At 38.2% G+C, this 14,589-nt stretch carries 13 protein-coding genes; all 13 read right to left on the bottom strand.

Annotated features, from left to right (window positions below; translation table 11 throughout):
• Nucleotides 1–99: 99 nt before the first annotated feature.
• Nucleotides 100–2,079, bottom strand: coding sequence for an ATP-dependent zinc metalloprotease FtsH (gene ftsH, locus NYE32_RS00065; RefSeq protein WP_002883966.1), 1,980 nt, complete (start codon nucleotides 2,077–2,079; stop codon nucleotides 100–102).
• Between the two features lie 19 nt (nucleotides 2,080–2,098).
• Complete coding sequence (gene hpt / locus NYE32_RS00060; RefSeq protein ID WP_037599390.1) at nucleotides 2,099–2,641, bottom strand: hypoxanthine phosphoribosyltransferase; 543 nt, start codon at nucleotides 2,639–2,641, stop codon at nucleotides 2,099–2,101.
• Between the two features lie 81 nt (nucleotides 2,642–2,722).
• A complete protein-coding gene (tilS, locus tag NYE32_RS00055; RefSeq protein WP_037599389.1) occupies nucleotides 2,723–3,988 on the bottom strand; it encodes a tRNA lysidine(34) synthetase TilS in 1,266 nt (421 codons plus the stop codon).
• Entirely contained in the window at nucleotides 3,988–5,280 is a 1,293-nt protein-coding gene (locus NYE32_RS00050) for a serine hydrolase (RefSeq protein WP_037599388.1), read from the bottom strand. The genes tilS and NYE32_RS00050 overlap by 1 nt, the downstream gene beginning before the upstream one ends.
• A complete protein-coding gene (locus NYE32_RS00045) occupies nucleotides 5,277–5,408 on the bottom strand; it encodes an SP_0009 family protein (protein WP_002883955.1) in 132 nt (43 codons plus the stop codon). The genes NYE32_RS00050 and NYE32_RS00045 overlap by 4 nt, the downstream gene beginning before the upstream one ends.
• Nucleotides 5,408–5,779, bottom strand: a complete 372-nt coding sequence (locus NYE32_RS00040; protein ID WP_037599387.1) for a septum formation initiator family protein — start codon at nucleotides 5,777–5,779, stop codon at nucleotides 5,408–5,410. The genes NYE32_RS00045 and NYE32_RS00040 overlap by 1 nt, the downstream gene beginning before the upstream one ends.
• Nucleotides 5,763–6,038 carry an RNA-binding S4 domain-containing protein gene (locus NYE32_RS00035; protein ID WP_002883975.1) on the bottom strand — a complete coding sequence of 92 codons (276 nt, stop codon included), beginning with the start codon at nucleotides 6,036–6,038 and terminating at the stop codon, nucleotides 5,763–5,765. Before NYE32_RS00035 ends, NYE32_RS00040 begins: the two co-directional genes overlap by 17 nt.
• Nucleotides 6,039–6,222: 184 nt before the next feature.
• Nucleotides 6,223–9,729, bottom strand: a complete 3,507-nt coding sequence (gene mfd / locus NYE32_RS00030) for a transcription-repair coupling factor (RefSeq protein ID WP_037599386.1) — start codon at nucleotides 9,727–9,729, stop codon at nucleotides 6,223–6,225.
• Entirely contained in the window at nucleotides 9,722–10,291 is a 570-nt protein-coding gene (pth, locus tag NYE32_RS00025) for an aminoacyl-tRNA hydrolase (protein ID WP_037599385.1), read from the bottom strand. Before pth ends, mfd begins: the two co-directional genes overlap by 8 nt.
• Nucleotides 10,292–10,364: 73 nt before the next feature.
• The gene (gene ychF, locus NYE32_RS00020) at nucleotides 10,365–11,480 is read right to left on the bottom strand and encodes a redox-regulated ATPase YchF (RefSeq protein WP_002883967.1); all 1,116 of its coding nucleotides are present in this window, start codon (nucleotides 11,478–11,480) and stop codon (nucleotides 10,365–10,367) included.
• Between the two features lie 209 nt (nucleotides 11,481–11,689).
• On the bottom strand, nucleotides 11,690–11,881 hold the full coding sequence (locus tag NYE32_RS00015; protein ID WP_037599384.1) for a DUF951 domain-containing protein: 192 nt from the start codon (nucleotides 11,879–11,881) through the stop codon (nucleotides 11,690–11,692).
• Between the two features lie 51 nt (nucleotides 11,882–11,932).
• Nucleotides 11,933–13,069 (bottom strand): DNA polymerase III subunit beta, encoded by a 1,137-nt coding sequence (gene dnaN, locus NYE32_RS00010; protein ID WP_037599383.1) that lies wholly within the window; start codon nucleotides 13,067–13,069, stop codon nucleotides 11,933–11,935.
• A 155-nt stretch (nucleotides 13,070–13,224) separates the two neighbouring features.
• Nucleotides 13,225–14,589, bottom strand: coding sequence for a chromosomal replication initiator protein DnaA (gene dnaA, locus NYE32_RS00005; RefSeq protein WP_037599382.1), 1,365 nt, complete (start codon nucleotides 14,587–14,589; stop codon nucleotides 13,225–13,227).

Genomic DNA, 14,589 nt, shown 5'->3' with positions numbered 1-14,589 from the left:
TCAATAATTTGCAGTGATTTTAATTTTCTTTTTTTTATAATGCTTTTTAATGGTATTTTTTCTCTCGATTTTACTTAAAAAAAAGAAGAGTAGAACTCCTTACTCTTCTTCATCTTTATTTTTATTTTCAATTCTTTCTTTGACTTCGTCGTAAGATAAGGCATGATTATCTTCTTCTGAGTCTCCAAGAGAATCCTCCGGCATCTTACCAGTCTCATAAATTGACTTGATTTGTGCAGCATCGAGTGTTTCATACTTAAGTAAAGCTTCTGCAATGAGAGCATGTGTTTCTCGGTTTGCATTGATAATTTCAGCTGCTTTGTCATGTGCCTCAACTAAAAGTGATCGAATTTCTTCGTCAATAAGTTGAGCTGTATGAGCTGAGTAAGACTTATCTGTAGTAAATTGTCCTGGATTCATCGCATGATTACCTTCATATTGGACTGGTCCAAGTTTTTCGCTCATACCATATTCAGTAACCATTGCACGTGCCAACTGTGTCGCTTGCTCAAAGTCATTTGAAGCACCTGATGTTTGAACGTTGAAAATAATTTCTTCTGCAACACGTCCACCCATAAGACCTGCCAATTGTTCTTTTAGCTCATCTTTAGATGACAACATCTGATCCTCTTTTGGTAGAGAAATCATATAACCACCTGCGCGACCTCGTGGAACAATAGTAACCTTGTGAACATCACGAGCGCTAGAAAGTGTTAAACCAACAATTGTATGACCCGCTTCATGGTAAGCCACAACTTTACGTTCGTGTTCTGAAACTTGGCGGTCTTTCTTAGATGGTCCAGCAATAACACGATCCTCTGCTTCGTCGATATCACTAGCATCAATTCTAGTCTTACTACGTCGTGCAGCAACTAGAGCTGCTTCATTCAAGACATTCTCCAAGTCTGCTCCAACAAAACCTGGAGTTTGTTGAGCAACAACTTTAAGGTCAACATCTTCAGCCAATGGTTTATTCTTAGCATGGACTTTCAAGATAGCCTCTCGGCCTTTTACATCTGGGCGACCAACAAGAACTTTACGGTCAAAACGGCCTGGACGCAGGAGGGCTGGATCAAGAACATCACTACGGTTGGTTGCAGCAATGACAATGATATTCTCATTTCCATCAAAACCATCCATTTCAATCAACAGTTGGTTAAGGGTTTGTTCGCGTTCGTCGTTACCACCGCCCATTCCAGTACCACGACGACGCCCAACCGCATCGATTTCATCAATAAAGATAATAGCACGTTCAGCCTTTTTAGCGTCTTCAAAAAGACTACGAACACGACTTGCTCCGACACCGACAAACATCTCTACAAAGTCAGAACCTGAGATACTAAAGAAAGGAACATCTGCTTCACCAGCAACAGCTTTAGCAAGCAGAGTTTTACCTGTCCCTGGAGGACCTTCAAGGAGGACACCTTTAGGAATACGTGCACCCAGTGCCTTATATTTACGTGGATTTTTGAGGAAATCTACAACCTCTACAAGTTCTTCTTTTTCTTCTTCAGCACCAGCCACATCTGTGAAACGAACTTTAATATTCTCTTTTGATTGAGTCTTAGCACGGTTGCGGCCAAAATTCATTGCACCGCGGTTACCGCCCTGATTCATCATGAAAAGGAAGAAAATAGCAATCCCAATCAAAGGTAGGTAACTAAAAAGATATGAAATCCAAGCACCACTTGAACTTTCACGTATCATTTTAACATTAACATCAGCTGCTTCTGATGCTGATTGCAATTTCTGCATGGTTGTTTCATTCTGAAGCACAGTTGACGTAAAGCTACGTGTCTCTGATGATGCACTACCTAAAAATGGTAGACTAAGGTCAGTATCAACCTTTTCAGCCTTTTTGTAGCTACCTTTGACTTCAATGATACTACCGTCTGGCTGATAAGTGATAGATTTTACCTTACCATCTTCAATTTTCTTAACCAACTGTGTGTAAGACAATTGTTGACTTGGGCTTTGGCTTCCTCCTGCAAAGTATTGTACTCCGGTTACAACCGCAATAATAACTATGATGTAGAGAAAAGCGTTCCGTAAGAAGCCATTATTATTTTTATTATTCATAAATTAATTAGACCTTTACTTATTTTGTATAAATTTCTTCTTTTAGGACACCGACATAAGGGAGGTTACGGTATTTTTCATCATAGTCTAGTCCGAAACCAACGATAAATTCATTAGGGACATCATAACATATGTAATCTGCCTCAATATCAACAACACGACCCTCTGGTTTATCAAAAAGAGTTGCGATTTTGACTGAATTGGCTTTACGGTACTTGAACATATCTCGAAGATAAAGGAGCGTACGACCTGTATCAATGATATCTTCAATAAAGATGATGTCTCGTCCTTCAACATTAGTGTCAACATCTTTAAGAATCTTTACTTCACCACTGCTGACAGTTCCGCCACCATAACTTGAAACGACCATAAAGTCCATCTCAATATGGGTATCAATATGTTTGATAAGTTCTGCCATAAATGGAACAGCACCTTTCAAAACACAGACTAGAAGAGGATTTTTCCCCGCATAATCCTCTGTCAGTTGTTGTCCTAGTTCTTTAGTTTTAGCTACGATATCCTCTTGGGAAAAGAGGACTTTTTTTATGTCTTTTTCTAACATTTGGGTTCCCTTTCTCGAAGTCAATATTCTGTTATTATACCACTTTTACTTCAATCATCGTTATTTGAACATGGTATTTGATTAGAAATTCTTATAAATGACTACAGTGCCATAAAGTATAGCATTTTCAGGTTTTTTTTTCAAATAGAGACGCCCAGCAACATAAAGAAAAATAATATGACCATCTTGTTCTCCTACAATGGCTTTTTGACGATCCTTCTCTAAAATCTTATTGTCTATAAACAGTCGTCTTAATTTTTTATGGTGACTACCAAGGTCAATCTTATCGCCTTCTTTTCTATGACGAATCACTATTGGGGCATCTGACCAAATACTAATAGCATCTGTGTTAGAAACGTCATTGAATTCTGAAAAAGTCAAGGTATAATCCTCAAACTCAACAGATTTTCCAAATTCTAAGAGACAAGGAGGCGATAAAGAAATAGACGCTTCTTTCCTTATCAAGAAATATGTCTGTGTTTTTACTAGTTCATAACCATTTTTTAGGGGCATCTTTCCTGAAGCGTTTTTCCTTAGATAACTTATCAATTGATTAAATTGACCTTTAGAAAGCTGCAAATCAGGAAAGGAGTCTAAATAATTCTGAAGAAGAAAGAGCTGGACAGCATCTGACTGTTGCTGAAAAACAGATAAATCAGTGATACTAATATCCTTTGTTAACTCTCCTAGAGCTTGCTCCATAAGGCCAATCTCCTCGGCTAAAAGACAAAGGTGCTCCTTAATTTTAGGATTTTCCTGAGATAAAGTAGGAAGATAGGACAGTCTGATGCGATTCCGAAGGTAGGCTAGTGAAGTATTACTCCTATCCTCAAAATGGAAAGTTACGGGAAGCTGAGCTTTCGTAAGATGCAAAAAGGGACGAATAATCTGACCAGTGCCAAATGGTCTGATAGCTGAAATTCCTGTCAGGTGTCTTAAACGACTTCCTCTCAATAGTCTCATAAAAATTGTCTCTGCCTGATCATCTGCATGATGGGCTGTTACAAGAGCAGAGTAATCATAATCTTTCATGAGCTGCTTAAAAAACTCATAGCGAAAGGTACGGGCAGCATTTTCTGAAAACTTTCCTGAGAATGCACTATAGTGAAAAGGGACCTTGTGTTCCTCTGCCCAATGACGTAAATACGCTTCTTCATGCTCCGACTCTTGTCGTTGTTTATGATTAACGTGAGCAATCCCCAACTGAATATCCAAATCTTTTTGATGGTTATACAAAAAGTGCAGCAAACTCATAGAGTCTGCTCCACCTGATACTGCTACTAAAATTTTCTTGTGCCGGTTAAAATAACCCTTGGCTTGCATCATTTGCAACAATTTTTGTGTCATTATTTCAAAATTCCATAAACATCATCTGCAATTGAGGTGATTTTGTCATAGCCTTCTTTATCCGTAAAAATCGATAAAATAAAGGGAGAATCTGCATAAACAATAGCGACGTCATGTTTAAAGTCGTAGGCATCACCAATTTTATGAGCGACGGGAACATCAATGTTTTTGGAAATACGTTCGCCATCATAGTCCGTACTTGAAAGATAATTGATAATATCACCATTTTGTCTATAAACAGCCTCCATCAAAGTACCTGCGGCTCTAGCAGTCAACTCCTTTTTATCCATATTCCACGAGGTCGCTGCGGCTTTATCTACTGATTTTTGGAAGGCTTTATCATACTGATTGGCTACATAATAACCTAATATATTTGTCGCTACATTATCTGAGTTTTGGGCTACAGCCTTCAACAGATTTTCTAAGCTATAATTTTTATCATCAGGCATCTTACTAATCTTTCCAGAACCATCTGGATCATAAGCACCTGGAAAACCATTCACAGCAGAGGTATATTGATACTCATCTGATAATCCTAATTTCTCTTGAGACAGACGTTCCTGTGCATAGTAGAGTACACCAAGCTTCGCTACGCTAGCTGCATACATGCTTTTTTCGTCATTGATAGCAGCTACTCGGTTCGTATCAAGCTGTTTAACATAAACTGAAATGCGCTCTTGATTGTTATACTTCTCATTAAGAACTTTTTGAACAGACTCGATGCGATTATCAGTCGTTGATAAATCAGAAGCATTAATCCACCCCTCTCCGTCTACCAAATAGTAGGTCCCTGCATGCGTCTGAGCTGCTTGGCTAACCTTAATAGGTTTGAAACTAGCGAGTTTAGAGTCAGCTTTTTCGGTTCCTAACACGTAAGGTTCTTTGTATACCGTTAAACCATCTTTAGTCCAGAAGGTCATATCTACTGGTTTTTGATTATAGATACTATCATCCACAATTGATTTCTGACTAGCGGCTACATAATCACCATCTTGAAGTTGGAAAACAGGTTCACCTTTTGCGTTCCAAAAAATAGCAGAAATCGATAGTTTGGTATCCGCTTGGATACTGGTTTTAAATTCGGTTAATTCCTTGTTCTTATAAGTTAGGATATTTGTTATCGTTCTTGGATTTTTAGGAATCTGTTTAAATTGACTCAAGCTAGCTGTAGTATTTTGAGTCAATTTTTGAACCTGTTTTGGGGTCAGAGCTAACTCCTTCTCCATAGGAAGTAGGACTAGAGGGCTAGAAGATACAAGCACAACAGTTGCAGCTATTAAGAGCTTTTTCATGCTTGTTTCTTCACCTCCTCTTTCCTCGGTAATTCCGTTTTAAGTTGCTGATTTTTTTCTGATAGTTCCTCTAACTTGGCTTCTGAATAGGTTAAAAAAGTTTCTACAGTTTTAAGTAAATCTTTCATTAGGGTAATAAGCTTGGTACAGGATAGATAGACTCTCCTTCACGTGAATAATAATACTTAGCACGCGCATATTTCTCGGCGAAAGCATCATCCTTAAGTTTCTTAGCCAAATCCTTTCGTTCCTTTGTCTGATCTGACAATTTATCATAGTCTTTCTGAAGCGACAAGACTTCCTTCTCTTGCTGTTTGATGTTCATATAGGTCTCAACCAGATTGTAGGTTGGCAAGATAAAGAGTAAAACAACCACAAAGAGAATCCACCCCATAAAGCGCTTCCTTTGTTCGTGTTCGGCACGCTCTAATCGTTGCTCTTGATTGGCATTATCAATGTAATCATTCGTAAGCTGTACAATATTAGGCTTCTTGCTCATCTGCTTCAATCCTTGTTTCACTTATAATCTCGTACATTTTTGCCGCATCTTCTTTTTTCGTACTATCTTTCATTTCTAGAACACGGACAGTCAAGAGTTTATTTCCAAAACGAACTTCCACTTGGTCACCAATTTTTAAATCTGTAGATGACTTAGCGAGTACACCATTTACTTTTATACGCCCTTTATCAGCCACTTCTTTAGCCACTGGACGGCGTTTGATAATTCGTGATACTTTTAAATATTTGTCTAATCTCAATGTTACTGTTTCCTTTTCGTTAGGATATCTCTTCTATGATAGCATTTTTTTTAGAAAATAGGGGACTAAAGCCTTTTCAATACAAAAATAAGAGGATCGACACTAGTCGACCCTCTCAGGAGATTTATGAAAAAGAAAAGTTTTAGGATGTTTTATAGTATAGAGAGACTTACTTAAACTTTCCTTAAGCTTCTTTTTTTTCTTTACGTTCTTTGATTTCCATAAATGTCTGTCCAAAAATCTTTAATTCTTCAAGAATTTCATAGTCTTTCTTGTTACGAACATCAAAAGTAATCTCTACTTTCCCCTGGTTATCACTGATTTTTGCTTTTAAATGCGTTTTAGAGATGGCTTCGAAATAATCTTGAGTCAAGAAGAATTTGAGAGAGGCTTTTTCGAAACGAACAGTGATAGTATCGTTCTTACGCTCAACTAATTCTGCAAAGGCAGCATCCAAATAGGCCTTAACCAGACCAATCTCAATGAGATAGGCAACTTGGTCTGGATATTCTCCAAAGCGGTCAATAAGCTCATCTTGAAGGTCTTGATAATCTTTCTGATTCTCAATTTCTCGAATACGCTTATAAATTTCAATTTTTTGGCGCTCGTCAGAAATATAGTCAGAAGGGAGGTAAGCATCAATCTGAAGATTGAACTCTGCATTTCCTTTACGTCGAACTTGAGTTTTACCTTGACGTTTATTGATAGCCTCTTCCAAGAGTTGCGAGTACATTTCGAACCCGACTGAGTCGATGAAACCACTTTGAGAAGCACCAAGAATGTTCCCCGCACCACGAATTGATAAATCACGCATGGCTATTTTGAAACCTGATCCCAGTTCTGTAAAGCCCTTAATAGCATCCAATCGCTTCTCAGAGACTTCCGTCAACACTTTGTCAGGACGATACATGAGATAGGCGTAAGCAATTCGATTACTACGTCCCACACGACCTCTCAACTGATAAAGGGTAGATAAGCCCATATGATCTGCATTCTCAATGAAGAGAGTATTAACGTTGGAGATATCAATCCCTGTCTCGATAATGGTCGTTGCTACCAATACATCGTAATCACCATTCAAGAAATCCAAGAGGGTATTCTCCAACATAACCTCACTCATCTGACCATGAACAAATCCGATACGTGCTTCAGGGACTAGCTCATGTAATTCAGAAACTTTTTGATCAATGGTTTCAACACGATTATAAACATAAAAAATCTGACCACCTCGGTCCATCTCTCTTAATATCGCTTCTCGAATAAGACCAGGATTAGTTTCCATAACATAAGTTTGAACTGGATAACGGTTGGTAGGGGCTGTCTCAATAATCGACAAATCACGAATACCTAGCATAGACATATGAAGCGTACGAGGAATAGGTGTCGCAGTTAGAGTAAGGACATCAACCTTAGCTTTCAACTCCTTAAGTTTCTCTTTATGCTTCACGCCAAAACGTTGTTCTTCATCAATTACTAGCAAGCCTAAGTCAGAAAACTTAACATCTTTAGACAGTAGGCGGTGAGTACCAATAATAATATCAATACGCCCTTTAGCTAGATTTTCAATAGTCTCATTCTGCTCTTTTTTACTTCTAAAACGACTGAGTTCATCTACTTCAACGGCATGATTTTCAAAACGCTCTTTAAAATTCAAATAGTGCTGATGGGCAAGGACCGTTGTAGGAACTAGGATAGCAACTTGCTTTCCATCATTGACTGCCTTGAAGGCGGCACGCATAGCTACCTCTGTCTTACCAAAACCAACATCACCAACCAAGAGACGATCCATGGGTTTGTCTGACTCCATGTCTGCCTTAATTTCCTTGATAGAACGCAATTGATCCTCTGTCTCAGCATAGGCGAAATCATCTTCGAAATCTCTTTGATTATCATCATCTGGTGAAAAAGCAAAACCTTTAAGTTGACTACGCTCAGCGTAAAGTTTTAAGAGATCATCAGCAATATCCTCTACTTGTTTACTTACTTTTTGTTTAGTCTTTTGGAAACGCCCATCATTGAGTTTATTAATTTTAGGCTCTTTTCCGTCCGCTGACACATACTTAGAGAGACTCTCAATCTGCTCAACAGGTAGAGAAATTGTTGCAGCATCCTGATATTGGATGGTCAAGTAGTCACGATGTACCCCTTTAATCTCAATCGTCTCAATACCTTTAAATTGTCCGATACCATGAGTCTGGTGTACAACATAATCACCTTTTTCAAGCTCATTGTAATCTTTTAGACGCTCAGCATTGGAAACGTGACTGGCACGCGCACGACGTTTTACTTTTTTATGGAAAATCTCACGTTCAGTAACCAGAACAAGCTTTTCATCAGCAAAGTAAAAACCATTGGATAAGTTTCCTAGAACTAATTGAGGCTTATGAGGAATCAAATTTCCAAAACTACTAAGTGGTAAATCTAAATCATATTCTTCCAAGGTTTCCTTCAAAGATTTGAGTTGCTTTTCAGACCCCACTTGTAAAATAACTGTAGCCTTATTCTTGGTATAGCGATGTATTTCATCAACTAGAAGTGGAAACTGGTTAAAGAACTCCTGCATAGGATATTGCGTGAATTGATACAACTTATCAAATTTAAGATTTCCCAAGCCCTTATGAAAATTCGAAAAGAAACTAGCTGGCTGATAGTTACGTAAAGTCTTAAATGAATCCACTAAGTAGTTTAGATGACTCAGAGACTTGCCTTGGTGAAGATCCTCAGTTAAAAGATTAGCCACCTCCAATTCAAGACGTCCATGGCGGTCCACTATCTTTTGAAAATCATCAATGAATACAGGAGTTCCTTTGGGAAGGTAGTCAAATAAGGTATAAGCCTTATCATAAAAGAGAGACAAAAACTTACGTAAATCTTTATGACGGTAGCCATCAATCGTAACCGACAGAACTTCCTCAAGGTAAGCCTTATGAGGACCTTCTGCCTTCGAGACCGCACTTTCTAGGGCCTTCTCAGCACGTTGGTAATCCTCTCTTGTTAAGATAATATCATCTGCTGGTGATACGATAACATGCTCTAAATTGTCTAAAGATTTCTGACTATCGCTATCAAACTGACGAATGCCATCAATCTCGTCTCCAAAAAATTCTAAACGGTAGGGGAGCTCTGAAGTCATTTCATAAATATCTAAAATGTCGCCCCTACGACTATACTCACCAGGTGAGAGAACTTGCTCCACTCTTTGGTATCCAATATGAGTCAGATGCTTACTTAGAGCCTCTAAATCATGTTCCTCCCCTAGTGTTAAGTCAATGCGAGAGTCTTTATAAACCTTAGGGTTAGGCAAATGTAACTTAGTACCAACTAAACTCGTGACCAAAACCCCACTGGCCTCTTTATCCATTAAAAAATTAAGACTTTCAAGACGAGAATGGGTCTTTTCTGGTGAAGCGAAGATAAACTCTGCAGCTACTACATCATCTGCAAAAAAAGAATAAACCTTATCCTCTCCTAAGATAGCTGACAAATCTCCTGTCAGTTGCTCAGCTTCATTTTGTGTTGAAGTAACTATTAAAATCTTAGGAACTTGCTCAGAAAGAGCGGATGCCATGACAACTGCCTTGCTGGAACCAGAAAATCCCATGACCAACTGCCTACTCAATAGTGTTACTTTATCACGCCACTCAAGCAATTGATGATTCTTCTCAAAAAGATCTAATAGAGTATTAGCCATTATAACGCCTCATAGTATCTTCGAAATCATTGGTTTTCAGGTAATGATTGAGGGCTGTCTCTACCTTGTCTAAAGTCGGTAAAATTGTGGCATAGTCGTCTTCACTAAATTTTCCAAGGACATGATTAACGACCGACATTCCTTTCTGTGGGCGTCCAATACCAATTTTTATACGGTCAAATTCTTGAGTGCCAGTTTCAGCAATGATAGATTTAATACCATTATGACCACCCGCTGAACCTTTTTGACGAAAGCGCAATTTCCCAACTTCCATATCTAAGTCATCGTAAATGACGATAAAATCCTCCATGGGAATATTGTAATAAGCTAGTAATGCTCTAACAGCTAGACCTGATAGATTCATAAAGGTTGTTGGTTTCACAAAATAAACCTTCTCACCATTTAAAAAGGTCGAAGCCACTTCAGCCTTAAAGGTCCTTTCTTCAGAAAAGGTTAATCCCAGTTCCTTAGCCATTAGGTCAATAGCCATAAAACCAACATTGTGACGTGTCTCACGGTATTTTGAACCAGGATTTCCCAAGCCAACTACTAATTTTGTCATTATTTCTCCTCTTTGATAAACAGCAAAAGGACTGAAAAATACTTTTTCAGCCTTGTGCACTATTTTTTATTTTCTAAACGTTGAAACGGAATTCCATGATGTCGCCATCTTGGACAACGTATTCTTTTCCTTCTTCACGAAGGCGACCAGCTTCCTTAACAGCTTTCTCAGAACCATATTTAATGAGATCATCGTAAGACATGGTTACAGCACGGATAAAGCCTTTCTCGAAGTCAGAGTGGATAATTCCAGCTGCTTGTGGAGCCTTGATACCTCGTTTAAAGGTCCAAGCACGCACCTCTTTTTCACCAGCAGTGAAGTAAGTTCCAAGACCAAGCAAGTGATAGGCTGCGCGTGTCAGTTTATCAACTCCTGATTCTGTCAAACCAAGGTCTTCTAGGAACATCTCCTTATCTTCATCATCCAACTCAGAAATTTCTTCCTCAACACGTGCCGAGATAACAACTACTTCTGCATTTTCAGTCGCTGCAAACTCACGAATTTGCTTCACATAATCAATATCATCAGGATTTGCGACCTGATCTTCATCAACGTTAGCCACGTAAAGCACTGGTTTTGTTGTCAAGAGGAAGAGTCCCTTAACAATTTTTTGCTCTTCCTCAGTAAAATCAATCGTACGTGCAGACTTACCATCTTCTAGAACGGGTTTAATCTTTTGAAGAATGTTAAACTCTGCTACAGAATCTTTATCTTTTTGTGTACGCGCAATTTTTTCGACACGCGCATAACGTTTGTTAATTGATTCAAGGTCAGCCAAAATCAATTCTAGATTGATTGTATCAATATCAGCCATCGGATCTACAAAGGCATCCTCACGCCCTTGTTCACGCATAACGTTTTCATCATCGAAAGCACGAACCACATGGACAATCGCATCTACTTCACGAATGTTCGCCAAGAACTTATTTCCAAGACCTTCACCCTTTGATGCTCCTTTTACGATACCCGCAATATCTGTGAACTCAAATGTAGTTGGAACTGTCTTTTTAGGGGTAATAAGTTCAGTCAGTTTCGTCAAACGCTCATCTGGTACCTCAACCATACCGACGTTTGGATCAATTGTCGCGAAAGGATAGTTAGCAGCTTCCGCACCCGCTTTTGTAATTGCATTGAAAAGAGTTGATTTACCAACGTTTGGCAAACCGACGATACCTGCTGTTAAAGCCATTAATTTATTTCTCCATAAAAAAGTAATTCAGTTAATTATAACACAAAAATTGTTAAAAATAGGCAACTTCCCTTTGAGAATCATAAAAAGGAAAGCAAGGCAAAGAATGCTATAAAGAAGATGATTAGGGACTTTAGAAAGTCTTTATATTGCTAGTGAAGTAATTTTCTTAACATAAAACTCTCGTTATATAGTCTCTCCAACACCTGTTATAAAACCTTCTTAAGTTTCTTCTCGAAATCATGACGACTCATCATGACCACATGATCACAATTCGTACAACGAATCTTAATGTCAGCTCCAAGACGGATTACTTCCCATTCATTAGCTTTTTTTCCTGTTGCTTTGATAGTACAAGCATGTGGTTTTTTCATTTCAACTAAACTTCCAATTTGGTACATAAATTCCCTTTCTAGTAAAAAAGTTATCCACAGTGGATAACTTTTTCGATTTTAGTTTGTTCTTACAGGTGTAATCAATTGAATAAAATTCTCACTGTCATCTGCTGGCGTCAATGTAAATGGACGTACTGGTGAAATGAAACGTACACGGACAGTCTCACTCTTAAGAGCTTTCAAAGCATCTATTAGGTAGGTTGGATTGAAACTAATGACCAAATCACTACCTGAAACATCTTGCACGTCAATATCCTCATTCACCTTTCCGACTTCTGGCGAATTAACATGGGCACTGACACTACCATTAATGATTTCGAGTTTAACGGTACCACTTTGACTAGCATTAGAAATCAAATATGAACGTTCCATAGCAGAACGAAGGCTAGCAGTCTCAAAAACAACTTCTGTTTCAAATGAATCGGACAAGAGACGATTAGTGTCTGGATAATTTCCTTCAAGTAAACGTGTATAGAAAGAAATTGTTTCACTACGGAATAGAATTTGATTTATTGAGAAGAAGACCTCTAAGTTTTCAATATCATCGCTAAAGACTGCCGACAATTCTTTAAGTGAGCGACTTGGGATTACGACATCAAAGTTATCTGCAGAATGCTCCAGAACAAGTTGACGTTGACTCATTCGGTGAGAGTCAGTTGCTACAGCTTTGAGATCTTTATGATTTGAAAGAACAAAGTGAACTCCGGTTAAAATTGGACGACTTTCTTGAGTGCTTGCTGCAAATGAAGTTTCAGCAATGATAGATTTTAACACTTTTGTGTCCATGAGCAATGGTGTCAAGCTATCAACTTCCTGAATACGGGGATATTGTTCAACATCTTTCCCTTTTAAAGTAATCTCTGATTTACCACTCTTCAGTAAAACTTGGTATTGTTCGATTTCTTCAAAAGTAAGGGTAACATCAGGCAAGCTTGAGACAACATTAATGAAAAAGTTTGCTTCCAAAAGGATACTACCTGGCTGTGTAATTAATAGACCTGCATTTTCTTCCGAAACTGAGATACTATTTTCAATTGAGATTTGCCCATTTGATCCTGTCAAATAGATACCATCACTGGTAACTTCGATTTTAATCGTCGATAGAATTGGGATAGCATTTTTAGAAGAAATAGCACGGCGAGTCGTATGAAGTGCTTGTAAGAAATAAGCTTTATTAATCGCAAATTGAATCATGATGCTCCTTTATTTTTATTAGTATTATTTTAGTAGTAGTAGTAGGTCTTGTGGACACTGTGCATAAGTCTACAAAACATAGTTTTATCAAGGCTTTGAACTTGTGCACAGCCTGTGGAAAACTATGAATGATTTTTAATAGTTATCCACAAGTGTCATTTTATCTTGTTTTTGATGGTATCAATTTCAATGCGTAAACTGTCATCTTGGGCAATCATATTTTTGATTTTATTGTATGCATGTAAGACAGTTGAGTGGTCTCTTCCGCCAAATTCTTTTCCAATTTTTGGAAGGGAGTTATCAGTCATTTCACGCGCAAGATACATGGCTACCTGACGTGCCAAGACAATATTTTGTGTTCGTTTAGTTGCCTTAATCTCTTTTACAGTGACATTATAAAATTTCCCTACCTCAGTTTGGATATCCTCAATCGGAATAAGAGTTAACTTAGGACCATCCATTTTACGTGCGCGAATGGCTTCGGCAGCTACCTCAACTGTGATAGTATCTAACTGGCGAACATTGGCAACTAAGCTAATATCTTTTAAGGCCCCCTCCAAGTCACGGACATTTGAATCAAATTGGCCAGCTAAATACTCAATTGTTTCAGGAGGAAAATGATAATCATAGTCCATAATCTTATTAGTAAGAATGGCCACTCGCGTTTCAAAGTCAGGTGGTGTGATATTGACGGTTAACCCCCATTTAAAGCGCGTGACAAGACGCTCTTCCATCTCGTTCAATTGATCTGGATTACGGTCGCTGGTCAGGACAATTTGTTTATTATTATTGTGAAGGACATTGAAAGTATTGAAGAATTCCTCTTGAGTGGCTTGCGTTGATTTTTTAGCCAATGATTGAATATCGTCAATTAAGAGAACGTCCAGATGACGATATTTAAGTTTTAGTTCGTCCATTTTATCTAAACGGATATGTACAACAAATTCATTAATGAAATTCTCTGCAGTGATGTATTTAATGCGTGCTTGAGGATTATCATGTAAGACCTTGTTTCCAATGGCATTGAGCAAGTGAGTTTTCCCGAGACCAGGTCCTCCGTAAATAAATAGAGGGTTATAAGTAGCTCCTGGTGAATCAGCTACAGCTAAAGATGCAGCAACTGACCAACGATTTTCATCCCCTTGGATAAAATTATCAAAGGTATACTTACTATTTAAGTCTGAGTCCAATGTAGGAAGAGCAGGGGTCTGCTGTTCCTTTTTATTACCAAAGTCATTATTTGCTACAGTTGAATTTGCCTCGTTTATGAGTGCTTCGTCAAAGACGTACTCAACTTTTATTTCACTATTATAGGCTTCAAAACCAGCCATCAAAATGAAAGATTGCATATTCTTTTCCCAGAATAGCTTTTTGACTTCTTCAAGCAGAATTGTAGCAACGTTATTTTGAACTTTGATGAGCTTGGTATCTAGGACATAATAATCAAAAGTGGCTTGTGTTAGTTCCTCTTTGGCCAGCTCTAAGAGCTTATTCCAAAAAAAATGCTCTTTTTCGGTCAT

Source organism: Streptococcus sp. FSL R7-0248, assembly GCF_037967965.1.
Classification (GTDB): domain Bacteria; phylum Bacillota; class Bacilli; order Lactobacillales; family Streptococcaceae; genus Streptococcus.
Note: the sequence above shows the minus strand (reverse complement) of the source record. Positions and strands in the feature narration are given on the sequence as shown.

Bases quoted from the DNA above. Each gene is read 5' to 3' on its own strand.
- tilS (WP_037599389.1), bottom strand. From the start codon at position 3,988: ATGACACAAAAATTGTTGCAAATGATGCAAGCCAAGGGTTATTTTAAC.
- dnaN (WP_037599383.1), bottom strand. From the start codon at position 13,069: ATGATTCAATTTGCGATTAATAAAGCTTATTTCTTACAAGCACTTCAT.
- NYE32_RS00040 (WP_037599387.1), bottom strand. From the start codon at position 5,779: ATGAGCAAGAAGCCTAATATTGTACAGCTTACGAATGATTACATTGAT.
- mfd (WP_037599386.1), bottom strand. From the start codon at position 9,729: ATGGCTAATACTCTATTAGATCTTTTTGAGAAGAATCATCAATTGCTT.
- NYE32_RS00050 (WP_037599388.1), bottom strand. From the start codon at position 5,280: ATGAAAAAGCTCTTAATAGCTGCAACTGTTGTGCTTGTATCTTCTAGC.
- ychF (WP_002883967.1), bottom strand. From the start codon at position 11,480: ATGGCTTTAACAGCAGGTATCGTCGGTTTGCCAAACGTTGGTAAATCA.
- NYE32_RS00045 (WP_002883955.1), bottom strand. From the start codon at position 5,408: ATGAAAGATTTACTTAAAACTGTAGAAACTTTTTTAACCTATTCAGAA.
- hpt (WP_037599390.1), bottom strand. From the start codon at position 2,641: ATGTTAGAAAAAGACATAAAAAAAGTCCTCTTTTCCCAAGAGGATATC.
- NYE32_RS00015 (WP_037599384.1), bottom strand. From the start codon at position 11,881: ATGTACCAAATTGGAAGTTTAGTTGAAATGAAAAAACCACATGCTTGT.
- pth (WP_037599385.1), bottom strand. From the start codon at position 10,291: ATGACAAAATTAGTAGTTGGCTTGGGAAATCCTGGTTCAAAATACCGT.
- dnaA (WP_037599382.1), bottom strand. From the start codon at position 14,589: ATGACCGAAAAAGAGCATTTTTTTTGGAATAAGCTCTTAGAGCTGGCC.
- ftsH (WP_002883966.1), bottom strand. From the start codon at position 2,079: ATGAATAATAAAAATAATAATGGCTTCTTACGGAACGCTTTTCTCTAC.